The organism is Exiguobacterium chiriqhucha RW-2, from assembly GCF_000416965.1.
GTDB lineage: Bacteria > Bacillota > Bacilli > Exiguobacteriales > Exiguobacteriaceae > Exiguobacterium > Exiguobacterium chiriqhucha.
Genome location: NZ_ATCL01000022.1, coordinates 248,596 through 270,316 on the forward strand (window position 1 = coordinate 248,596; position 21,721 = coordinate 270,316).

27 protein-coding genes are annotated in these 21,721 nt (G+C 53.4%); 13 read left to right on the top strand and 14 right to left on the bottom strand.

Translation table 11 applies throughout. The features are described 5' to 3' along the window. Positions 1–15: 15 nt before the first annotated feature. A complete protein-coding gene (locus tag M467_RS30785) occupies positions 16–663 on the top strand; it encodes an NAD(P)H-binding protein (RefSeq protein WP_021068087.1) in 648 nt (215 codons plus the stop codon). Continuing rightward, entirely contained in the window at positions 660–1,052 is a 393-nt protein-coding gene (locus M467_RS30790) for an RDD family protein (protein ID WP_021068088.1), read from the top strand. The genes M467_RS30785 and M467_RS30790 overlap by 4 nt, the downstream gene beginning before the upstream one ends. 21 nt (positions 1,053–1,073) lie before the next feature. On the opposite strand, the gene M467_RS30795 is transcribed toward M467_RS30790, so the two are convergent. Further along, positions 1,074–2,339: a purine/pyrimidine permease gene (locus tag M467_RS30795; RefSeq protein ID WP_021068089.1), complete on the bottom strand. Its 1,266-nt coding sequence runs from the start codon at positions 2,337–2,339 to the stop codon at positions 1,074–1,076. Positions 2,340–2,414: 75 nt separating this feature from the next. Between M467_RS30795 and M467_RS30800 the strand changes: the two genes are divergently transcribed. Continuing rightward, complete coding sequence (locus tag M467_RS30800; RefSeq protein ID WP_021068090.1) at positions 2,415–3,119, top strand: alpha/beta family hydrolase; 705 nt, start codon at positions 2,415–2,417, stop codon at positions 3,117–3,119. Positions 3,120–3,153: 34 nt separating this feature from the next. Here the strand turns inward: M467_RS30800 and M467_RS30805 are convergent, their stop codons facing one another. The 3 genes from M467_RS30805 to M467_RS30815 form a co-directional block, all read right to left on the bottom strand. After that, positions 3,154–4,335 carry an MFS transporter gene (locus M467_RS30805; protein ID WP_021068091.1) on the bottom strand — a complete coding sequence of 394 codons (1,182 nt, stop codon included), beginning with the start codon at positions 4,333–4,335 and terminating at the stop codon, positions 3,154–3,156. Positions 4,336–4,451: 116 nt separating this feature from the next. Further along, on the bottom strand, positions 4,452–5,243 hold the full coding sequence (locus M467_RS30810; protein WP_021068092.1) for an endonuclease/exonuclease/phosphatase family protein: 792 nt from the start codon (positions 5,241–5,243) through the stop codon (positions 4,452–4,454). Positions 5,244–5,295: 52 nt separating this feature from the next. Continuing rightward, complete coding sequence (locus M467_RS30815; protein WP_021068093.1) at positions 5,296–6,924, bottom strand: PTS transporter subunit IIBC; 1,629 nt, start codon at positions 6,922–6,924, stop codon at positions 5,296–5,298. A gap of 221 nt (positions 6,925–7,145) precedes the next feature. Between M467_RS30815 and M467_RS30820 the strand changes: the two genes are divergently transcribed. From M467_RS30820 to M467_RS30830, 3 genes are all read left to right on the top strand, one after another. Further along, entirely contained in the window at positions 7,146–7,910 is a 765-nt protein-coding gene (locus M467_RS30820; RefSeq protein WP_021068094.1) for a TrmH family RNA methyltransferase, read from the top strand. 58 nt (positions 7,911–7,968) lie between these two features. Next, positions 7,969–8,424 (top strand): GNAT family N-acetyltransferase, encoded by a 456-nt coding sequence (locus tag M467_RS30825; protein ID WP_021068095.1) that lies wholly within the window; start codon positions 7,969–7,971, stop codon positions 8,422–8,424. A gap of 92 nt (positions 8,425–8,516) precedes the next feature. Then, positions 8,517–8,993, top strand: a complete 477-nt coding sequence (locus tag M467_RS30830; RefSeq protein ID WP_021068096.1) for a hypothetical protein — start codon at positions 8,517–8,519, stop codon at positions 8,991–8,993. A gap of 32 nt (positions 8,994–9,025) precedes the next feature. On the opposite strand, the gene M467_RS30835 is transcribed toward M467_RS30830, so the two are convergent. After that, complete coding sequence (locus M467_RS30835; RefSeq protein ID WP_021068097.1) at positions 9,026–9,535, bottom strand: hypothetical protein; 510 nt, start codon at positions 9,533–9,535, stop codon at positions 9,026–9,028. 115 nt (positions 9,536–9,650) lie between these two features. Here M467_RS30835 and M467_RS30840 point away from each other — a divergent pair, with 115 nt between their 5' ends. Continuing rightward, the gene (locus M467_RS30840; protein ID WP_021068098.1) at positions 9,651–10,307 is read left to right on the top strand and encodes a TVP38/TMEM64 family protein; all 657 of its coding nucleotides are present in this window, start codon (positions 9,651–9,653) and stop codon (positions 10,305–10,307) included. A 30-nt stretch (positions 10,308–10,337) separates the two neighbouring features. On the opposite strand, the gene queF is transcribed toward M467_RS30840, so the two are convergent. From queF to queC, 4 genes are read right to left on the bottom strand one after another with little or no spacing between them, the layout of a single operon-like run. Then, complete coding sequence (gene queF / locus M467_RS30845) at positions 10,338–10,826, bottom strand: preQ(1) synthase (RefSeq protein ID WP_021068099.1); 489 nt, start codon at positions 10,824–10,826, stop codon at positions 10,338–10,340. Between the two features lie 11 nt (positions 10,827–10,837). Beyond that, entirely contained in the window at positions 10,838–11,533 is a 696-nt protein-coding gene (gene queE / locus M467_RS30850) for a 7-carboxy-7-deazaguanine synthase QueE (RefSeq protein ID WP_021068100.1), read from the bottom strand. Further along, entirely contained in the window at positions 11,533–11,988 is a 456-nt protein-coding gene (gene queD / locus M467_RS30855; RefSeq protein ID WP_021068101.1) for a 6-carboxytetrahydropterin synthase QueD, read from the bottom strand. The genes queE and queD overlap by 1 nt, the downstream gene beginning before the upstream one ends. Then, positions 11,985–12,629 carry a 7-cyano-7-deazaguanine synthase QueC gene (gene queC, locus M467_RS30860; protein ID WP_021068102.1) on the bottom strand — a complete coding sequence of 215 codons (645 nt, stop codon included), beginning with the start codon at positions 12,627–12,629 and terminating at the stop codon, positions 11,985–11,987. The genes queD and queC overlap by 4 nt, the downstream gene beginning before the upstream one ends. A gap of 208 nt (positions 12,630–12,837) precedes the next feature. On the opposite strand from queC, the gene nhaC reads away from it, so the two are divergent. Next, the gene (nhaC, locus tag M467_RS30865) at positions 12,838–14,214 is read left to right on the top strand and encodes a Na+/H+ antiporter NhaC (RefSeq protein WP_021068103.1); all 1,377 of its coding nucleotides are present in this window, start codon (positions 12,838–12,840) and stop codon (positions 14,212–14,214) included. Between the two features lie 60 nt (positions 14,215–14,274). Here the strand turns inward: nhaC and M467_RS30870 are convergent, their stop codons facing one another. Then, positions 14,275–14,748: an NUDIX hydrolase gene (locus tag M467_RS30870; protein ID WP_031200465.1), complete on the bottom strand. Its 474-nt coding sequence runs from the start codon at positions 14,746–14,748 to the stop codon at positions 14,275–14,277. Between the two features lie 124 nt (positions 14,749–14,872). Between M467_RS30870 and M467_RS30875 the strand changes: the two genes are divergently transcribed. The 4 genes from M467_RS30875 to M467_RS30890 all read left to right on the top strand — a co-directional run bounded on the left by M467_RS30875 (position 14,873) and on the right by M467_RS30890 (position 18,228). Next, positions 14,873–15,463 (top strand): DNA-3-methyladenine glycosylase, encoded by a 591-nt coding sequence (locus tag M467_RS30875; protein ID WP_031200467.1) that lies wholly within the window; start codon positions 14,873–14,875, stop codon positions 15,461–15,463. A gap of 68 nt (positions 15,464–15,531) precedes the next feature. Next, the gene (locus M467_RS30880) at positions 15,532–16,044 is read left to right on the top strand and encodes a type 1 glutamine amidotransferase domain-containing protein (protein ID WP_021068106.1); all 513 of its coding nucleotides are present in this window, start codon (positions 15,532–15,534) and stop codon (positions 16,042–16,044) included. 118 nt (positions 16,045–16,162) lie between these two features. After that, on the top strand, positions 16,163–17,305 hold the full coding sequence (locus M467_RS30885; RefSeq protein ID WP_235045195.1) for an MFS transporter: 1,143 nt from the start codon (positions 16,163–16,165) through the stop codon (positions 17,303–17,305). Between the two features lie 89 nt (positions 17,306–17,394). Beyond that, on the top strand, positions 17,395–18,228 hold the full coding sequence (locus M467_RS30890) for an undecaprenyl-diphosphate phosphatase (RefSeq protein WP_021068108.1): 834 nt from the start codon (positions 17,395–17,397) through the stop codon (positions 18,226–18,228). Positions 18,229–18,393: 165 nt separating this feature from the next. Here the strand turns inward: M467_RS30890 and bshB2 are convergent, their stop codons facing one another. Genes bshB2 through pdxK form a run of 3 tightly spaced genes read right to left on the bottom strand, consistent with a single transcriptional unit; the run spans position 18,394 to position 20,293 of the window. After that, positions 18,394–19,047, bottom strand: a complete 654-nt coding sequence (bshB2, locus tag M467_RS30895) for a bacillithiol biosynthesis deacetylase BshB2 (RefSeq protein WP_021068109.1) — start codon at positions 19,045–19,047, stop codon at positions 18,394–18,396. After that, positions 19,044–19,415 carry a YojF family protein gene (locus M467_RS30900; RefSeq protein ID WP_029596267.1) on the bottom strand — a complete coding sequence of 124 codons (372 nt, stop codon included), beginning with the start codon at positions 19,413–19,415 and terminating at the stop codon, positions 19,044–19,046. Before M467_RS30900 ends, bshB2 begins: the two co-directional genes overlap by 4 nt. Positions 19,416–19,468: 53 nt before the next feature. Beyond that, entirely contained in the window at positions 19,469–20,293 is an 825-nt protein-coding gene (gene pdxK, locus M467_RS30905; RefSeq protein ID WP_021068111.1) for a pyridoxine/pyridoxal/pyridoxamine kinase, read from the bottom strand. Between the two features lie 188 nt (positions 20,294–20,481). Between pdxK and cbpA the strand changes: the two genes are divergently transcribed. Further along, positions 20,482–21,117 (top strand): cyclic di-AMP binding protein CbpA, encoded by a 636-nt coding sequence (gene cbpA / locus M467_RS30910; protein WP_021068112.1) that lies wholly within the window; start codon positions 20,482–20,484, stop codon positions 21,115–21,117. A 34-nt stretch (positions 21,118–21,151) separates the two neighbouring features. On the opposite strand, the gene M467_RS30915 is transcribed toward cbpA, so the two are convergent. After that, positions 21,152–21,676, bottom strand: a complete 525-nt coding sequence (locus M467_RS30915) for a GNAT family N-acetyltransferase (protein ID WP_021068113.1) — start codon at positions 21,674–21,676, stop codon at positions 21,152–21,154. Positions 21,677–21,721 lie beyond the last annotated feature (45 nt).

Consider the following 21,721-nt stretch of genomic DNA (forward strand, 5'->3'; position numbering starts at 1 on the left):
CTAGGGGGAACAAGCATGGGGAAAACTGCACTTGTCGTTGGCGCTACCGGATTGATTGGACGCGAACTCGTCGAACAGTTGCTCGAACAAGAACGGTATGATCAAGTCTGGATAATCGTCCGCCGCTCGAAACGATGGAGTCATCCGAAACTGCATGAAGTCGTCGGGTTCGAAGGAATGGACGAGGCGTTGCCGCACATTGATGATGTCTACTGCGCACTTGGGACGACGATTGCCGTCGCCGGTTCACGTCAGGCGTTCAAACATGTCGATCTCGACTTGCCGCTTGAAGTGGCACGTGTCGCGAAACGACACGGGGCGACACGTTACGCCGTCGTCTCGGCGCAAGGCGCGTCACTTCGGTCACCTTTCTTCTACAACCGCGTGAAAGGGGAGCTCGAGAACGGGCTCAAAGTGTTTGGCTTCGAACACTTGATTATCGCCCGTCCGTCGCTCTTGCTCGGAGATCGCGAGGAGTTCCGTCTCGGCGAGAAAGCAGCCGAGGTCGTCAGCCGTCCGCTCCAACCGTTATTGCTCGATAAATTACCAGATGCTGCACCGATTCAAGCGCTCCATGTGGCGCGCGCGTTGATTATGGCCGCGGAAGAAGGACAAGGCATCGAAGTATTGACGTCTGGCATGATGCAGAGGATGAGCCAATGAACCCATTAACGAAGAAACGGACCAAAGCCGTCTTGATTGACGGTGTCATTGCCGGATTGCTAAGTTTTGGTGTCGAGCAGCTCATCCGCAAGAAAGTGAAGAGCGAGTTCGTCCATACCGTCATCACGCCGACACTCATCGCCTACGCGCTCGAGGCATGTCAGATGCGCCGTGGCGGACAGACGCTCGGGTATAAGCTGATGGGTCTCGAGTTGAAAAATGACGATGGGACACCGGTGACGGCCGAGCAAGCGTTCAAACGGGCGCTTCACCGCGACACGATCTCGATTGCCGCCTACGTCAAGGACCGCGCACACTTCGAGGCCGAAGACGGTGCCGTCTTGCCGCACGACGCTGCGTTCCATATGCACGTAACCGAAAAAAACTGACCTCACGCGAGGTCAGTTTTTTTAGTCTTTGATACGGCTGAGGATGGCTGTCGTCAAGGCGACGATTGTTCCGAGGACGAGTCCGTTCGAGAACACGGTCGCCAAGAGCGGCGGCAAATCGTTCATCGCCCCAGGTGGGAGCAACATCGCGCCGGCCCCAATCACAAGTGGAAGACCGACAGTGAGTGACGCCGTCTTTTGGTTCAATTCGAACGCTGCCTCGTTAATCCCGATGATAATCATCGTCGCGATGAGCGGGGTGACGATGGCGTATCCGACGGCGGCCGGGATGCTCGCGATGAGCGAGACGAACGGACCGATGAGGGCGAGCAACATCATCACAGCATGGGCCACGAGATGTGGTGAGCGATGAACGCTCTCCGTCGAGGATAAGAAACCAGCCGTTCCAGAGATGGCGACCGGTCCCGGTGTCCCAAACATGCCCGCCACCATTTGACTGATCCCACTGACGACACCAGATGCCGGGACGTTGCCTTCGATTTGACGCTTCTCACGCGAGCTGACGATGCGTTCAATCAATTTGATATTGGCAAGGACGTTCGTCATGAGAAGGAGCGTGATGACGAACGCAGTCGGAAGCAAGTTCCAATCCCACACCCACGTTCCGAACGGGAACAGTTCAGGAACAAGGAAGAATGACTCGGAACGGACAATCGGGTTGCCGAGTCCGAGCAAGTTGAACAACCAAAATCCGGCGATGAGCGTCATGACGAGTCCATACTGTTTGAACCGGCTACGCTCGAGTGTGAGCGCGAACAACACGAGACCGGCCGTCGCGACGGCTTGAACGATGTTAATGCCGTCCTCGGTCACGCCAAAGCCGCCTTTGATGACGGCACCCGACAGTTGCAGGACGAGCAGAATCATATAGACCCCGAGCACTTGTGGGGTGAACAACGACAGCATCCGTCGCAACAGGCCGGTGACAGTCATGACGACACCGAGCACACCACTTAAGAACAACATGAAACCGAGCGCTTGGAGCGTCTCTTGTCCGCTCCCATAAAGTGCTGGACCGATGGAGGCATAGAGTGTGAACACGCCCCACCAAATCCCGGCTGGTCCTTCTAAGATTGGCAGGCGGTGGCCGAGAAGCGTCTGGATGATGCTGAAGAGTGCGAAGACGAACAGTGAACGTGAGATGAACGTCATCGTCTCGCCTGGCGACAGTTCAAATAAGGCAGCGATCGAGAGCGGTGGTACAATGTTTGTAGCTAAAATAAAAATAAACCACTGAATCGTCGTGGTTACAGAACTTTTGGTCATGGTGTCCCCCTGGTATTTCCCTTTTTTAATACTAGTGTACCGTGACGGGGAAGTGGATGCAAATGGAGGTATATAATGAAGAAAAAACTGAAGTGGATTGGCCTTGGTCTATTAGGAGTCATCTTGGTCGCCATCATCGGCTTCCTCGTGTGGACACAACTGACGTACGGACCGACGGAAGAAGCGCGCGGTTACGTGGCTGAGGCGAGGGAAGTGGACAATCGTCTCGAGTTCGGGCAGACGGACAGCGAGGTTGGTTTCATCCTGTATCCTGGAGCGAAAGTCGAGAAAGAGGCGTACGCTTACTATGGCACCAGACTGGCAGAAGAAGGTGTCTTCGTCGCCATCCCATCGTTGCGCTTAAATCTCGGGATAGCAGATATTGATGCTGCGGAGACGATTATCGCCGCCCATCCAGACATCGAACGTTGGGTCGTCGGCGGTCATTCACTCGGCGGTTCGGCGGCGTCCGGTTTTGCGCTCGAACACGAGGAGCAAGTCGAGGGGGTGATCTTCCTTGCCTCGTATCCGATCAGTACGATGGCGGATAGCAATCTGCGTGTTTTGTCCGTCTCCGGGGAGATTGACGGTCTGGCCACACCGGCTGATATCGAGGCGAGCCGTGACAACGTCCCGGATGAAGTCGTCTTCCATCAAATCAAAGACGGCAATCACGCCAACTTCGGGATGTATGGCCCACAGGACGGAGATAACGATAGCCCGCTCAGCGCCAAAGAGCAACTCGACGAGACGATTGACCAAATTATCGAGTGGCTCTAAAAAACAGCGTGCCCACATCATGGGGCACGCTGTTTTAACGTTGGTCGAGCTGATGACTGACCGCGGTCAGTAAGGCTGTCACGAGCGCGACGGCGCCGGCGACGAGGGCGAGCGTCATCACGGGTGCGTTGGCATAGACAAGACCACCGAGCGCCGAACCCATCCCGATGCCGACATTACTTGCGACCGGCATGAGCGATGACGCCAGTCCTTTAGCGTCCGGATTGAACTTCTCGGCCAAGTCGATCAAGTAGATTTGCGTCGATGTCGTCAGTAGAATCGCCATGAACGACATGAGCGCGATATTGATTAGACCGAGAGTCACGTTCGACGTCGTCACATACAAGGCCGCCAAGACGAGCGCTTGGATGAGAAAGACGAACCGGAGACGTCCAATCGGATTATGGCTGGCGATTTTCCCGGCCGCCATATTGCTGAAGATGGAGATGAACCCGTAAGCAAACAGGATTGGGCTAATCCAGGCGACCGGGACGCCGAGTACACCTTTCAAAATCGGGACGAGATACGTATAGACGACGTACGTCGCGCCGAAGCCGAACGCCGGGATGAAGAATGCGATTAAAATCCGCGGGTTCGTCAAGAGGCGCAATTGATCGGCAATCGACGTTTTAACGCTCGTTAATTGACTTGGTACGACGCGGTAGACGGCGAAGAACGCGATGACACCCAAGGTGGTCGTCAACAGGAACGTCGTCTCCCATCCGGTCCGTTGGCCGATGAACGTGCCGAGCGGAACACCGAATACGTTCGCCATCGTAAAGCCACCGAAAATGAACGAGACGGCAATCCCGCGCTTCCCGGTCGGCACCGATTCACTGGCGACGAGCATGGCGAGCGAGATGAGCACACCCGTCACGACGGCGGTCATCATCCGGAGGACGAGCAATATCCCGTACGTTGGAGCGAGGCTACTAAACAAATTGAAGACGATGAACGCAGCGGTGAGTGTGAGCATCAGTTTTCGTTTCGGCAAATGGCTTGTGAACGACATCGTTAGTGGTGTTCCAATAGCGAAGGTGATCGCGAACGCCGAGACGAGCGTTCCGGCCGTGGCAATCGAAATCGATAGGCCATCGGCGATATCGGGTAAAATCCCGACGATGACAAATTCACTCGTCCCCAGCACGAACGTGAGCAAGGCGAGCGATAAGATAAGCGTCCAGTCGGTCCGACTGAGCGATGGGGTAGTCGTCAAAATAAAATCACTTCTTTCGTTCAAGGTTGTTAGACTTCAGTCGTTTTCAACCATACAGGATTTCCACGCAAAGCAAAACCCTTTTCCCTTCCGTGAGGAAAAGAAAAGGGTGCCATTTACCGCCAAAATGCCGTTGCTTCGACACCGGCATGATCCGAGACAATCGGACCGTTCTCGCCGTCAAAGACGACGGCATGGCGTGAGACGTGGATTGGGGCGTTCGTCAGCATCAAGTCGATGCGAAGCGCCTGCTTGTTCTCGTCCCAGCCGGCAATCTTGCCTTGGACGGTCGCATCGCCTTCACGCTCGGTCGCCAAATGGAACAAATCCTGGAGACCGTGCTCAATCAAGTAATCGTACCCTTCGCCACGGATGAAGGCGTCGTTATTGAAGTCACCGAGCAACAAGGCGCGGTCGTCGTCCTCGACGCGGCGCAACAGTTCATCGAGCTGATGGCGCACCGGTTCATCGGCATCATGCCACCAACCGAGGTGACAGGAGTAAATCGCCGTCGGCGCGTCCATGCCGTCCACGACCGCCTTGACGATTTTCCGAGATTTGTAATCGTTCGGGTCGATCGTCTGGGAGACGAAGAACGATTCGGTCGACACGAACGGAGTGCGCGATAAAATCGCGACGCCCTCCTCGTAGATGTCGTATCCATAATGGGCGAAGTCCCACGTCATGTAGTAATCGACGCCTTGCTCTTTCAAACGCTCGACGAGCACATAGGCGAAGTTGTTCTCTCGAATCAAGCCGTCGATGAGTGGGGCCTCTTTATGTTGATTCACTTCTTGGAGTGCGATGATGTCATATTCCTCGCTCGCGATCCGTTCGACGATCGAGTCGATTTTCTCTTGTTGACGGTCCTCTAACCAGGCGTGACAGTTCAGCGTTAAAATATTCACGATAGTCCTCCTTTAGAAAAAACAGGCCAACTCGAGCGAGCTGGCCTGTTAATTATGCACCGATGACGTCTTGAATATCAGACTTCAATACGTCGGCTTTCGGGCCGTAGATTGCTTGAACACCGCGGTCTTTCAAGATAAGACCCATGGCGCCGTTCTTTTTCCATTCGCTCTCTTCTGAAACAAGCGACATGTCTTTGACTGTGACACGGAGACGCGTCATGCAGGCATCGACGTCCTCGATGTTCTCTTCCCCACCGAGTAAAGCGATAATCCCCATGACCTGTTCGTTGCCTGTCACGTTCGATTTCTCTGTCACTTCTTCCATATAGTTCCCGTTACGACCTGGCGTCGGAAGGTTCATCTTCTTGATGAAGAAGTTGAACACACCGAAGTTCAAGAAGAAGAAGGCAGCCGAGACGAGGAAGAAGTTAATCAAGTCTTGCAAGAGTCCCGCTTTGACAATCATCGGGATGCGTGTGAGCAATTCAATCGCACCGAACGCGTGGACACGAAGGTCGATGACATCTGCTAAAGCGAAGGCGGCACCGGCCATGAGCGCGTAGACGACGTAAAGGACTGGAGCGACGAACATGAACATGAATTCGATTGGTTCTGTGACACCCGTCAAGAAGACGGCGAGACCAGCCGACAAGAACATCGGTTTGTATTGTGCTTTCTTGTCTTCGTCGACGTTGCGGTACATCGCGTAAGCAGCACCGATCAAGGCAGCGAATGACAAGATGACTTGACCGACTTTGAAGCGGGCCGGTACGACGTCAGCAAGCAAGGCGTTGTAAGCGGCTGTATCACCAGCGGCGCGAAGGTTAACGAGGTCAGTGACCCAAGCCAACCAGAGCGGATCTTGACCCGCAACGACCGAACCAGCTGTCGCACCTGTCAAAATCGTGTACGTGCCACCGAGCTCCGTGTAGTTCATCGGCACAGTGAGCATGTGGTGAAGACCGAACGGCAAGAGGAGACGCTCGAGCGCACCGTAGATGAACGGCGCAAGGACTGGTGCCGTGTTGCGTGACGTGGCGATCCATTCACCGAAGCTGTTGAGCGCGCCTTGAATCGTCGGCCAAATGATTGACAACGCGATGGCGGCAACGACCGAACCGAGGATGACGACGAAGGGCACGAAGCGCTTCCCGTTGAAGAACGAGAGTGCGTTCGGCAATTTGTTGAAGTTATAGAACTTGTTATAAAGGGCTCCACCAAGGAAACCGGCGATGATCCCGACGAACACACCCATATTGAGTGCTGGTGAACCGAGTACAGATGTGAAGTAGTCGGCGACGACAAGGTCAGCCCCGAAGAGAGACTGGACTGTCGCTTCTGGGTCTTGGAGCATCGCTCCGTTAACGGCAAAGATGGCGCCTGTGACACGGTTGATCAAGATAAAGGCAATCAGTGCAGCGAAGGCACCGCCGGCTTTATCTTTCGCCCATGAGCCACCGATGGCGACTGCGAACAAGATATGTAAGTTGACGATGATTCCCCAACCGAGGTCTTCAATGATGCGGGCCGTCGTGAGCAAGATGCTGACGTCTCCGGCTGACATACCAATCAATTTACCGATCGAGATCATGAGACCTGCGGCCGGCATGACGGCGATGACGACCATTAAGGCCTTGCCGAGTTTCTGCCAAAAGTCGAACGAGATAAGTTGTTTCATGTGATACGCTTCCTTCCTATACGGAACTTTTTATCTGTCTATGGCGACTGTCAATGCAATCGCTTGCATAGATGATTGTAATCGATTGCATAACTTTGTGCAACCGTTTTCCTGATTTTCATAGATTTTCATAATCGAACCCAATTTGACTCGTTCCTCCATTAGCTTGTCAGTCGGAACGAATCTCGCTACAATACTAGAGGTTGAAAGGGGCGAGAACGATGGGATGGAGACAGACGACATCGGCATTATCAAAAGAAGAGCAGACGGCCATGCTTGAGGAGTTGTTGCAGTCGGGCCTGTTATTAGAAGAAGACCGACTGCTATATAGCATGTTGATGCCAGACCGGGTCAAACGGATGCAAGAAGTGTTGGAGTTACGGACGAACCATATCACGATTTTGACAGAAGGGGTCGATGATCCGCACAATCAGTCGGCCGTGCTCCGTTCGGCGGACGCGTTCGGTGTCCAGACGTTGCACGTCGTCGAGGGCCGGGCCAAGTTCAAGCCGAATTCGATTATCGCCAAAAGCGCCGATCGTTGGGTCGACGTGGTCGAACATCCTTCGATCGAGGATGCGATTGATCGGTTGAAGGCGGATGGTTATCAAGTGCTCGCGACGGCACTCAGTGAAGAGGCGGTCCCGCTCGAGGATATCGACGTGTCAAAACCGACCGTGCTCTTGTTCGGGAACGAACATCACGGCGTATCGGAACGAGCGCTCGCCAAGGCGGACGGCAATTACTTGATTCCGATGCAAGGATACGTTCAAAGCTTGAATATCTCGGTCGCTGCTGCCATCTCGTTGTACGATGTGACGACGCGGGCGCGTCATGTCGTGACGGACGGCTATGGACTGAAGGCGAAAGACAAGCAACGCATCTTAAAAAATTGGATGGTGAAGAGCCTTCCGAAGCGGTCGCTCGGCGTGTATAAGCAAAAAGGTTTGACCGCTTTTGCGCGCGAGACAGGAAAAACGGAGTAAACGGCGAAAGGTACAGGCGTACGAACAACTTGTCCATATTCGGAAAGGGGATGGAAAGATGAGTACGACCAGTTCATTTATCGTGAAAGATGTGACGACGAATTTCAAAGACTATGAAGAGGAATTCTTTAACCTGTACCGCACGCTTTACGGGGACATCGATCAACTTCGTTTTAAAGAACGGCTGTATCGCCATGCGAACCCGCTCGTGTTGCTCGCGTTTTCAGACGAGCGTCTCGTCGGGTTCAAAATCGGTTACGAGGCCGAGCCATATCGCTTCTATAGCTGGGCCGGCGGCGTCCACCCTGAGTTTCAAAAGCATGGCATCGGCCGCAAGCTGATGGACACGCAACTCGAGTGGGTGAAAGCGCAAGGGTTCCATTCGATTCGAACGAAAGCCCGTAACACGAACAAAGGGGTCATCATCTTGAACCTGTTGTGTGGCTACGACATCATGGGGGCGTATACAGAGGATAACGAGCCTCGCATCATGATGGAGAAACAATTGAACTGACAGCTGAAGCCGTGGCTTATGCCACGGTTTTTTTGTGGGCATGAAACCAAATGGGGCCGCATCCGTATTATAGAAAAAAAGGGGGATACATCATGGTCCATGCGTTTGCATTTGGAGAAGAAGTATACATCGATTCGACGGGGATGGGGGATTCGTTTTTCGAAGGGATGTTCGGTATCTTCCCGATTGTAATCATTAGTATCATCGGATTGATTGTGTTCGCCGTGATGGCAGGCATCCGTAATCAAGTGAAGACGAATAGTCTCTTGAAAGACATGCAACAGTTCGCGTCAGACTTGGCCGACCATCCGAGTGACGAGTCGGCGAACCGTCTAGCTGACTACTTGCGAGACGTGACGTCGTTCCCGGTCGAGCGGACACAGATGGAGCCGTTCCGGGTCGCGCTCGGCAGTTACCATTTGGTCATGGAGTCGCCGCACGTACACGACGAGACGAAAGAGCGGATTGACCGCCAATATAAACGGCTCGGTATTTTGGATGGGGAGAAGTTCGCCGACGAGCCGGCTCCGCGACGTAGTTCGAGCACGCATCATAATCACCACATGTAAAACGCGTCGGGAACGTTCCCGACGCGTTTTTCTTACATATAGCGGCTTGCATCAAAGTCGATCTCGGTCCGATGGTTGGCCGTCTCGATGGCGCTGGCGATGCGGTTGGCCCGCTTCTCGACGTCACGGGCTTTCAACCGATACAGCTCAGGGTCATAGAGAGCGTGTTTGATGATGCTCGTCCCTTCTCCGTAACCGGTTCGGAATTCGCGCTTCGGACGTTCGGCCAAATCCTGATACATCCGAGCCTGAGCCCGCAATTGAATGGCGAACTCCATCGCTTCGACGAGCGGGAGCGGTCCGTCATTCGTCTCGACGACGGTACGCAAGTTCGCCTCACAGACGAGACGATCGAGGCGGCGCATGTCACAACGAATCGACTCGAGCTCGACTTCGATATCCTCGAGCGACCGGGACTGAATCGTCGGGAGCGGTTCATCTTTCTCGAGTTCGATGAACGCGACGCGTTCGACTTCTTCGAGCAACTTATCAATCTGCTTCAGCAGCAGTTGTTTCAGTTTAATGGCGTCTGCCAAATACATAGGGATTCCTCCTTCTGCTTTTTCTAACCGTACCATAATGTGATTCCTAAAAAAAGGAAGGCGTTACTTTTTTGAGACGAGGCGATATGATGAAAGAAAGAGAGGAGGGCGACCGATGGATAAATGGAAAACCCAATGGATCATTGCCGTCGTCTTGCTCGTATTCGGTACTGTGACGTTCCTTTATCAGTGGATCGACTTGCGTCCGAGTGAGATTCGAGATTATATCGTTCAATTCGGTTGGCTCGCCCCGCTCGTATATATTTTATTGTTCACCGTTCGTCCGTTGATTTTATTTCCGACGTCCGTCTTGTCCGTCGCCGGTGGGTTGGCGTTCGGGACGTTGCCCGGTGTCGTCTATACGGTCATCGGGGCCACGCTCAGTGCGCTCGTCGCCTACTATATCGCGATTCGCTTTGGTGACCGCTTTCTCCATCATTTCGAGACGAGCAGCTATGAGAAGGTGCAGCATAAGATTGAAGAGGACGGGTTCTTCTATGTATTGATTTTACGCTTGATTCCGCTCGTCAACTTTGACTTGGTCAGTTACGCCTCAGGACTCGCGAAAGTGCGCCTCCCAGGTTATATCTTCGCGACCACGGTCGGGATGATTCCAGGAGCGTTCGCCAACAACTTCCTCGGCAGCAGTATCGCGAGTGGAGACTTTAAGATGATCATCCTCGCCCTCGTCGTCTTAGTCGTTCTGACGCTCGTTGCAACCGTGTTCCGCGAACCGATCAAACGACAAATTAATCGCTATAAAAAGAAGTAGGCGCTCAACGGGAGCGCCTACTTCTTCAATTTATCGGTTGTCGACTGTCTCAGGATACAAGTCGTGATTGAACAAACGATGTTCAGCCATTCTTTCGTATTTCGTGCCCGGTTTTCCGTAGTTGTAGTACGGGTCGATCGAGATACCGCCGCGGGGCGTGAACTTGCCCCACACTTCGAGGTAGCGCGGCTCCATCAACTTGACGAGGTCTTTCCCGATGACGTTGATGCAGTTCTCGTGGAAATCGCCGTGGTTACGGAAGCTGAACAAGTACAGCTTGAGCGATTTCGACTCGACGAGCTTCTCGTCCGGGATGTATGAGATGTAAATCGTCGCGAAGTCCGGTTGGTTCGTGATCGGGCAGAGTGACGTGAACTCCGGGGCGTTGAACTTCACGAAGTAGTCGTTCTCCGGGTGACGGTTCGGGAACGCCTCGAGGACGTCCGGTGCGTATTCAAAAATGTATGGGACGCTCTTCTGTCCGAGGAGCGACAAGTCTTGTAAGTCTTCTGGTCTCATAGTTATTCTCCTTAGACGCCACGTTCGTTGGCGTACAGTAATGTGTGCAGCTGCGGCAGGACACGGACGCTTTGCCATGACGGGTCACGGGCGACGTCTTCCCACAGTTCTTTTAAGCGACGGAGCTGGGCGTCGGTGATGTCGCCGTCCGCACCGGGCTCAGGATTGCCGGCCGATAAGTACATGACGTCCGGGGTGTAGCGCATCTGGACCGATTTCGCATAGGCGAGGTCAATCTCGTCGAAGACGGCGACTTTGAACGTTGTTTGTTCGGGGCGCAGCCGTTCGACGATGGCGTCTAGTTTCTCCCAGTCGGTTGTCATGCCGGAAGACGGTGGTTTCGGGCTGAGCGTCACGTCGTCGATGTCAGCGAGCCAATCCTGATAGCGACTGCCTTGCGTCTCGACGGCGAGTTTGACGTCACGCGCCTTCAGTTTCGTCACCAAGTCTTTCATCGCGGCGATGAGGAGCGGGTTGCCGCCCGAGATGGTGACATAGTCGTACACGCCGAGCGCGTCGAGCCGTTCGATCACCTCGTCGGCTGTGAGCATGTCAGGTTTTTCCGAGCCGTCCCAAGTGAAGGCGGAGTCGCACCACGAACAGCGATAATCGCAACCGGCGGTCCGGACGAACATCGTCTTTTGCCCGATGGCGCGGCCTTCCCCTTGAAACGTCGGGCCGAACACTTCGAGGACAGGGATTTTCATCAGTCCACCAACCATTCGCGGCGGAACTCGGCGTACGAGGTCGGCGTCTCGTACAGTTTGACGAATTCGACGCGGACGTCGCGCTCGTCAGGCAAGTGCTTGGCGAGCTGCTCGAAAATCCAGTAGCACATGTTTTCGGCAGTCGTATTCATATAAGGTAACGACTCATTCAAATAACGATGGTCGAGGTATGGTTCGAGTTCTTCTTTAAAGATGGCTTTTAAATCACCAAAGTCGAGCGTCATGCCACGGTTATCGAGAAAACCGCTGATGCCCATTTGCAATTTATACGTATGTCCGTGCAGCGCGCGGCATTTGCCGTCGTAATCGAACAAATGATGGGCGGCATCGAATGTCACTTCTTTGACGATTTGGACGCGGTGCGGACAGTAGATGAGCGAGCCGTCTTGTTTAGCTTCAACACTCGTCGGGGCGAGGAATGGAGCGTTCTTCATACGCGCACCTCCTCATAAGCGGCGAGGCCGTTTTGACGGAGTACGCAAGCCGGGCATTCGCCACAACCTGATCCAAGGATGCCGTTATAGCACGTGAGCGTCCGTTCTTTGACGTAATCGAACGCACCGAGCTGATCCGCGAGTTCCCACGTCTGTTTTTTGTCGAGCCACATGAGCGGTGTATCGATGACGAACGGATAGTCCATCGCCAAGTTGAGCGTCACGTTCAAGGATTTGACGAACTGGTCCCGGCAATCCGGATAACCTGAGAAGTCGGTCTCACATACGCCGGTGACGATGTGATGCATACCGAGCTGTTTGGCCATGACGGCCGCAAAGGATAAGAATAAGTGATTGCGTCCATCGACGAACGTGTTTGGGACGTCCGCATTGTCGATGTCGAGATCATGTCTCGTCAACGCGTTAGAGGTGAGTTGTCCGAGTAAGGACAAGTCGAGGATGTGGTGCGGGACATCGAGTTCGGCCGCAATCTCTTTTGCGACCTCGATTTCCGCGTCATGGCGTTGCCCGTAGGCGAACGTCACCGCTTCCACATGAGAGAATTGTTGTTTTGCCCAAAATAGGCAGGTGGTTGAATCTTGACCGCCACTAAAGACGACCAATGCTTTTTCGTGTTGCAACGTGCACACTTCCTTTTTCGCTAGTTTTGATGTCGGAGGAGGTTACGAACTCCGGAGGTCACCCTCGAGCGTTTACTTTACCATAAAAAGACGTTTGACAGGGAAAAGAGAAGCAGGTATAGTAAAGAACATCACTGAAACACTTTCGCGCATAAAAGCGTTTAAGCGGTTAGGTAGAAAATAATGGAACTGAAAGGAGGGGACGTCGATGCAGATGAAAGGAAAAGAGGCTGTATTCGTCGTGCTGATGAGCGGTATTTCCCTGCTCGCACTGATGTTTTTGGCCAAAGCGACGCCACATATGGCGATCTTTGGCACAATGGTATTAATAGGGGGTTACGCGTATTATCGGACGCGTGATTTCAAACGAATTGAAGCGGCGATGATTAGCGGGATTCGTGAAGCCATCATGCCGGTCTTGATTTTACTGTTGATCGGGATGTTGATTGGCGTATGGCAAATGTCTGGTACGGTGGCGACAATCCTCTCCATCGGTTTAGATACAATTTCAGCACAATGGTTCTTGCCGAGCGTCCTGCTCATCACGATGATCGTCTCGTCGTTCACGGGTAGTGCCTTCACGACAGTCGGTACGGTCGGGGTCGCCTTGTTCGGAATCGGGATGGCGCTCGGGATCTCTCCGGCGCTCGCGGCCGGGGCCATCGTTTCGGGTGCACTCTTCGGTGACAAGATGAGTCCGCTATCGGATACGACGAACTTCGCACCGGCCGTGGCTGGTGTCAAACTGTTCGACCATATCCGCTTTATGATGGGGACGACCGTACCGGCCATCCTCATCACCCTCGTCTTGTTCACGCTTCTCGGTCGGAGCGGTCAAGCGGCGGATACGACGCAAATCGCTGAAGCGCAGGCGGCACTCGCTGGACGATTCAACTTGTCATGGTTGACACTGCTCGCGCCGGTTCTCGTCGCGGTGCTTGCGTTCCGTCGCATGCCGGTCTTGCCGACGATGCTCGTCGGGATGTTCGCCGGAGTGTTGACGGCTGGTTTCGTTCAAGGCAACTGGAACGTCACAAACTGGTTCGGTGTCATGCAGGCCGGGTTCAAGTCGGGTGTCGAGAACGAGACGATTGCAGCTGTGCTCGATCGTGGCGGACTCGAGTCGATGCTCTGGTCGGTCAGTCTCGTCTTGATTGCGCTCGCGTTCGGTGGCTTGCTCCGTGAGCTCGGCGTATTCCAAGCGATTGTCGATGCGTTGCTCGAACGATTGAAATCACCAGGCAGCTCGGTGTTGTCGGTCGTCCTCAGCTCGATTGGCGTCAACTTGCTCGCTGGCGAACAGTACTTGTCAATCTTGCTCCCAGGTCAAGCGTTCAAGCAAGGGTTCATCGATCGCGGCATCGATCCGCGCTACTTGTCACGTGCCCTCGAAGACGGTGGGACGGTCATCAACCCGCTCATCCCATGGGGCGTGTCGGGTGCGTTCTTCGCGGCCACGCTCGGGGTGCCGGTGCTTGAATACGCACCATTCGCCTTCTTCCTCTGGCTCAGCCCGATTTTCTCGATTATTCTCGGATACGTGAAGTTGGGAAAGCAGCGTGAGACGATGCGAATCGCATCTTAATCGAATCACTCAAAAAAACCATCCAGGACAATTAGCTGTCCTGGATGGTTTTTGAGTGTCTCAGATAAAAGAGTTCTCGAGTTGCCATAACGCATCCCCGAACTGGTCGATGAGCGCCTGAGCCCTCGATTCGATGTCCGATGGCAAGTCAGCTCTTGAGAAATACTGCAAGTCCAGACTTTCTCCGTCGTTCATGGCCAACGTCCCTTGCACTCGTTTGGCATGGAAGAGGTTGATGACACTGTGCGTCTCATCCCCGTTCGGATACTTGAAGTAAAACTTCGGCCCCGAACAGACACCGATGAGTTCAAATTGATTCGTTTCAAGCCCAGTCTCTTCATTCAATTCACGAGCGGCCACTTCTTCTAACGTCTCATTCAACTCCATCGATCCCCCGGGCAATCCCCAATCATTCGTATCGGACCGGTGTTGGAACAACAGCTCCCCGTATTCATTCAACACGAGGATGGTCGCCCCGACACTGATGAGCGGCCTGCTCCCGACTGTCTGTCTTAACTCTAATAGATACCCCACCTTGTTTCGCCTCACTTTCTCGTATGTCATATAGTTCGGCTCTCATCATGAAATCCCTTTGATCAGAAAAGGCATCTTCTTTGTGTCACCCCGTCTTCATTTGAGAAAATAAACCGAAGGAGGGATGACGATGAAACGACTCGATCCATCATTTTACGAGCAACCGACGATTGAATTGGCACGCTCATTGCTCGGTCACTATCTCGTCCACGATCATCTAGACGGACAAATCGTCGGAAAGATTGTCGAGACCGAAGCGTATCTTGGTGCCGTCGACCGGGCGGCCCATAGCTTCGGGGGCAGACGGACGAATCGGACCGAGGTCATGTTCGGATTGCCGGGACACGTCTATACGTATCAGATGCACACGCATACGCTCTTGAACGTCGTGAGCGGTCCGGTCGGCACGCCGGAAGCCGTACTCATCCGAGCCATCGAGCCGATTGAAGGACAAACCATCATCGACATGAATCGTCCTGGCATCAAACGGTTCGATCAGACGAACGGTCCCGGCAAGCTGACGAAAGCGCTCGGGATCACGATGGACCTGTATGGGCATTCGCTCCAACATGAACCGCTCTATATCGTCGAAGGGGACGTCATTCCAGACATCGAGGCCGGTCCGCGCATCGGCATTCCTAACACGGGTGAAGCGCGTGACTATCCGTATCGTTTCTTTGAACGCTCGAATCCGTACGTCTCCAAGTTTCGCTGAATGTTTATGCTCCGGTTAGGTGTGGAACACTCCCTATGTGCATAAAAATAATGAGGGAGTGTTTCAATATGGCAAAAGTAGCAACGCTAATCACAGACATGTTTGAAGACGTAGAGTTCACGGGTCCACGCGACGCATTGGTGGAAGCGGGGCACGAAGTTGTCACGATTGAAAAAAAATCTGGGAATACAGTCGAAGGCAAACAAGGGGAGTCGAAGGTCACAATCGACAAAGCCATCGACGACGTCTCACCAGAAGACTTTGACGCACTGCTCTTACCGGGCGGATTCTCACCTGACTTGTTACGCGAAGATGACCGTTTCGTCCAGTTCGCCAAGGCGTTCATGGACGCGAAAAAGCCGGTATTCGCCATCTGCCATGGACCACAGCTGTTGATTACGGCGAAGACGCTCGAAGGCCGCGATGCGACCGGCTACAAGTCGATTAAAGTCGACATGGAATACGCTGGAGCGAAGTATGCGGACAAAGAAGTCGTCGTCTGCCAAGAACAGCTCGTGACGAGCCGACAACCGGATGACATCCCGGCGTTCAATCGCGAGATGCTCAATCTGCTTAAATAATGTGCAGGCCACGGAATTTTTCCGTGGCTTTTTTTGTGCCAGCGGGAATAGACAAATAAGGAGGAGATGCATGATGAAACGAGCACGTTCACCTAGTTAAGTCGGTCGAAACGTTGTGTTGCTCGGCTGGATCCGTTGGTTCGATGCGCTTATCCCAGCCTACACGATTGAACGTCTGTTTTGGGAGTCACGGACGATCACGATTCAAGAGGTCGTCTATCTCGAAATACTTTACGCCGTCCTCGTCGTGATGCTTGAAGTGCCGACAGGTGTGTTGGCCGATCGCTTCGAACATCGACGTCTGATGCAGATCGGGGTCGGGTTGGAATGTCTATCGTTTATCGTTCTACTGTTGTCGTTCTCGTTTGTCGGGTTTGCTGTCGCCATCGCCTTGTCGGGCATTGGAGCGGCGTTTCGAAGCGGGGCCGAGAATGCGTTGCTGTATGAGACGCTTGAACAAACGGGCAAGACAGAGACGTTTGAACGCACGGTCGGTCGATTGAATGTCATTGGAATCGTCGCAGCCGTTCTCGCTGCCATCAGTGGTAGTCTGCTGGCGACACGCTTCCCGTTCGAGCTGAACTACATGCTGTCGATTGTCAGTTTGTTCATCGCGACAGCATGTAGTTTTGGCCTTGTCGAACCGAGACGAGTCGTGTCGGACGAGCGCTTGACGTGGGCGGACATCGCGGCCGGTTTCCGCTTCATCCGGCAGCATCGGCAACTGTTCATCGTGACGTCGTTGTTTGTCGTGACCATTAGTGCGTTCAATTTTATCGATGAGTTCTGGCAACTGTATGCGCGCGACGTCGCGCTTCCGATTTATTGGTTCGGGATGATGTCAACGATCCTACTGCTCATCCAAATACCGGGACAGTTGGTCGCACCGGTGCTGCTACGCTTCGCCACGGCCGAGTGTTGGCTACGCTGGATCGGTTGGGGAATCGGCGTTGGTTTTGTCGTTCTCGGGCTCTATCCGGGGCCGATTGGTCTCGTGATTATGGTCGGAATGGCCTGTCTCATCGGTATTGTTGAACCGCTCTATCTCGGTGTGTTGCATCATCGGGTCCCATCCGGAATCAGGGCGACGACGGAATCGTCCGTCTCGATGTTGTTGCATGGCGGGATCATCCTGTTCGGTCTGTTGTTCACCGCCGGGGCAGGTATGACGCTCTTTGCCGCCTTTTTGTTCATCGGGATCATCGTTTGTCTGCATCAATCGATTGTCACGGTCATAGCGCGGAGAGAGGATGCTTCATGAAGCGTCCTCTTTTTTACGCCTCAAGACCTAGGGCGGGTGAGGTTAAAGTTGTGTATGATAAGAAACAATACTGGAGTAGGAGATAAACAATGGAATGGTATGAATTATTTATTGGCTTTTTGTTAGGCGTCGTCGAAGGACTGACCGAGTTTGCTCCGGTATCGTCAACGGGACATATGATTCTCGTGGACGACCTGTGGCTCAACTCGAGCAGCTTCCTCGGCCAAGAGGTGGCGAACACGTTTAAGATCGTGATTCAGCTCGGTTCGATTTTAGCGGTCATCGTCGTATTTCGAAATCGGTTCAAGGAGTTGTTGAATCCGAAGGAATTGCTCGCGATTCGTAGCAGCGGGCCGACAAAGAAACTGAACTTGCTACATATCTTCATCGGGCTGCTCCCGGCAGGCGTGCTCGGGCTATTGTTTGAAGACTATATCGATGAGAACTTGTTCTCGATTAAGACCGTCTTAATCGGACTCGTCATCGGAGCATTCTTCATGATTGCCGCGGATTTGTCAGGCGTGAAGCGTCAAACGACAGCAACGCTCGATGAGATTTCGTATAAACAAGCGCTCGGTGTCGGCTTGATTCAATGTTTCTCGCTCTGGCCAGGTTTTTCACGCTCAGGGTCGACCATCTCGGGCGGTGTCCTCTTAGGGATGAGTCACCGGGCCGCGGCAGATTTTACATTCATCATGGCCGTACCGATTATGTTCGGTGCTAGTGCGCTGTCGCTCTACAGCAAATGGGAGTACTTTACGATGGCGACCCTCCCGGTCTTCGTTGTCGGATTCATTAGCGCGTTCTTGTTTGCGCTCTTGTCGATTAAGTTCTTCTTGAAGTTGATCAACAAAGTGAAGTTGACGCCGTTCGCGATTTATCGCATCGTGTTGGCGGCTGTGATTTACTTCTTGTACTTCTAAGAAAAAAAGCGCGTGTCAGCACATGCGCTTTGAAACCAATGATCCATCAAGTTCGTATAACCAAGTAGAGGTGAGAACATGGAACATATCGTTGTCGTATTGGGAACGTTAATCGGCTTAGGAGCTGTCGGTACATTATTGTACGTGACATGCCTTGCCTATGAATCATGAGAACGGATAGTGATAGAAGCGCTCACGTTGGAGTAACTCCATGACGTGGGCGTTTTCTGCGTTGTCGATGGCGCGTAACAGGCCTTCCGTCTGTGAACGGTGGGCGAGCAACGCTTCACGCTTCGCCGCGCTCTCTTGACCGACTTCGATGACGACGTGCGGGTTTCCGAGTTCGGCGTCGGTGCGATGGTCGAACGCGACTCCTAAAAATTCAGGACGCTTCGAGGCATCGATGTCTTGCAACGCTCGGACGACCGCACGTGCCGTCGCCTCGTGATCAGGGTGGACGGCGTAACCCGGATAGAAGGAGATAACGCGTGCCGGCTGTACTTCCTCGATTAAGGCGCTGAAACGTGCCGCGAGTTCCGCTTCGTCTTCGAATTCGACGGTTTTGTCGCGAAGGCCCCACATGCGGAGGTCGTCGATGCCCATGACGGCACACGCTTCCTCGAGCTCATGTTTACGAATTTTCGGCAACTCTTCACGTGTCGTGAAAATCGGCGAGCCCATATTGCGGCCCATCTCACCGAGCGTCAGGCAGACGTACGTGACCGGGAATCCGTGTTTATGGTGTTGGATAATCGTCCCGGCCGAGCTGAACGCTTCATCATCGGGATGCGGAAAAATAACGAGTAATGGTCCATTCATTGGCTTTCCACCTCCGAGGCTCCTTGTGGGAGCGGTTTGATGTCTAAGTGTAAGGCGCAGGCGAGACGTCCGAGACGGTCATGGCCGGCGAGCAGGAGCTGGTCTCCGTGCTGTTCGTAGTCGGTCAAACCTTCGACGTAAAGCCAACCGTGATCGAGCTTCAAGCCGACCCGGTATGGTCCATCGCCCTTGATTTGGCCGATGCTATATTCGATGACGACGTTGCGGATAAACATACCGGCGTTATGAAAATCAGGGTCGTTATGCGTCGCATACGCCCCGTTCGTCGTCTCGACATGGACATAGAGCGGCATGGATACATGCGCGTCCAAATAAGTCTGGATGGTTGTAGGTTGTATTGATTTCACGCGGTTCCCTCCAATGGAAACGATGACCCGAGACATGCGTCCCGGGCCACCCGTTATGATTGTGTTGCTAGTTTTTTGCGGTAACCGGTATGGTTCGTTGGCCCAACATATTGGTTGAGGCGGAACGAGTGACGAACCGCTTCCGTGATGAACTCTTTTCCGATTTCGATGGCTTCATCGACTGAATGACCGTTCGCGAGTGACGCCGCGATAGCTGACGAGAACGTGCAGCCGCCGCCGTGTGTGAAGGCAGGATCGATTTTCTCGCTCTCGAGGAGGCGATACTCGTTGCCGTCGTAAAGCACGTCAAATGCTGTGTCGAAGCCGAGCTTGCCACCGACTTTGACGATGACGATTTCAGCGCCGAGCTCATGGATCAAGCGAGCAGCCTCTTTGATTTCTTCCATCGTTGAAGGTGTCTTATCGAGGCCAGCGAGCATACGCGCCTCGAACAAGTTTGGTGTGATGATTTTAGCGACCGGTACGAGGTGCTTGCGCATCGCGACCGCGACGTCCGGGTTGAGAATCTCGTCGGCCCCTTTACATGCCATGACCGGATCGACGACGGCGTTTTGAATGCCGTACTCTTTGATTTTACGGGCAGCGAGTTCGATAATCTCTGGAGTCGGGAGCATCCCTGTCTTGACGGCATCGACACCGATCCCAGCGAGGACCGTATCAATCTGTTTCTCGATCAACGTCGTGTCAATTGGGAACACTTCGTGGTGCCACGCGTTATGTGGGTCTTGAGCCACGATGACCGTGAGGGCGGTCATGCCGTAAACACCGAGCTCTTCCATCGTTTTCAAGTCAGCTTGGATGCCTGCACCGCCACTCGTGTCCGAGCCAGCGATTGTTAAAGCTTTTTTCATCGTCATAGTCGTTCAATCCCCTTTGTCTGTTTGGATAGTTTCACTATAACGACTTTTTGGCGTTACGACAAATCCCGAGGTCGCATCCAGACCGGAATAAGTTTTGAAAATTGATGGCAGGATTTCAATCGTATTTGGGGAATAGTAATGAATAGGGTGTAGACCACTTTCAATTTGGCTAGGAGGAAAACCGCATGTTAGTGCATAGCTTATGCATTCCGAAGAAAGATGTCGTCACAATCAGTGAAAAGGCGACATTGCGCGAGGCGCTCGACACGCTCGAAAAGACAGGCTACCGTTGTGTCCCTGTGCTCGATGAGACGGGAACGTTTTTCCGCGGTAATATTTATAAAATGCATATTTATCGCCACGGGATGAGTGGGGCGAGCCTAGACGATAACGTCATGGAACTCATCAAGAACACGCAAAAGTACGTTCACGAGTCAGACGGCTTTTTCAAAGTCTTCTTCTCAATCAAAGAACTTCCGTATATCGCGGTCTTGAAAGACGAGAGCAACGAATTTTACGGGATTTTGCCACACGGGAAGATGCTCGGCATGCTCGAAGAGGCATGGAGCCGTGACACGGGGAGCTATGTCGTCACGATTGCACTCAGTGAGCAGGCAGGGGCGCTCGAGAAAATCACGAAAGTCATCAGCAAATATTCATCAATCGCCAGCCTCATGACGCTTGATGCCAAGAGCAAGGTGTTGCGTCGCGTGTTAATCACGTTGCCGCCGGACTGTGACGAGAAGACAAAAGACAAGATTGTCGCCAAACTCGAACAAAAAGGGTTCCGCGTCGTCGAAGTCGAGAATTTAAATAACTGACGAAAGGCCTTCCTCGATGCGAGGAAGGCCTTATTCAATCCAATCGTTTTTCCATCCGGATATCCGGCCAAAATTGACCGTCCCAGTACGTGAACGCTTCGATACGGGCAATTTCGTGATAACCGAGCTTTTGATAGAGGCGATGCGCCGCTTCGTTGAATCCGAACACACCGAGCTCGATGCGTGGCACACCTTGGGCACGAAGTCGATCTGCCAGTAACGTGAGGGCTGCGGTGCCGACGCCTTTCCCGCGACCGGTCTGTTCACCGATGACCAGACCAAGCCAAGCGCTGCCGCGTTCTTTGTCATACAAGTGCGGGGCGTCATAGATGACGTTCACCTCGCCGACGAGCCGGTCATCGTCGTAAATCAAGAAAATATCGTGCGTGTCCAGACGTTCCGTCAAGTCTGCGACCGTCATCTGATGCTCCGCAACGAGTTCGGCTTCGGATCGGGCCGGACGAATCAAATGGACGATGGCGGGATCATTATTCCAACGATTGAACGTCTCGACGATGGCGTCGGACGCTTCTCTCAATGGGACGAGAGAGATGGGCATCGAGTCCCCCTCCTTTCAGGCATACTTCTTCGCCCTCGAACTGAA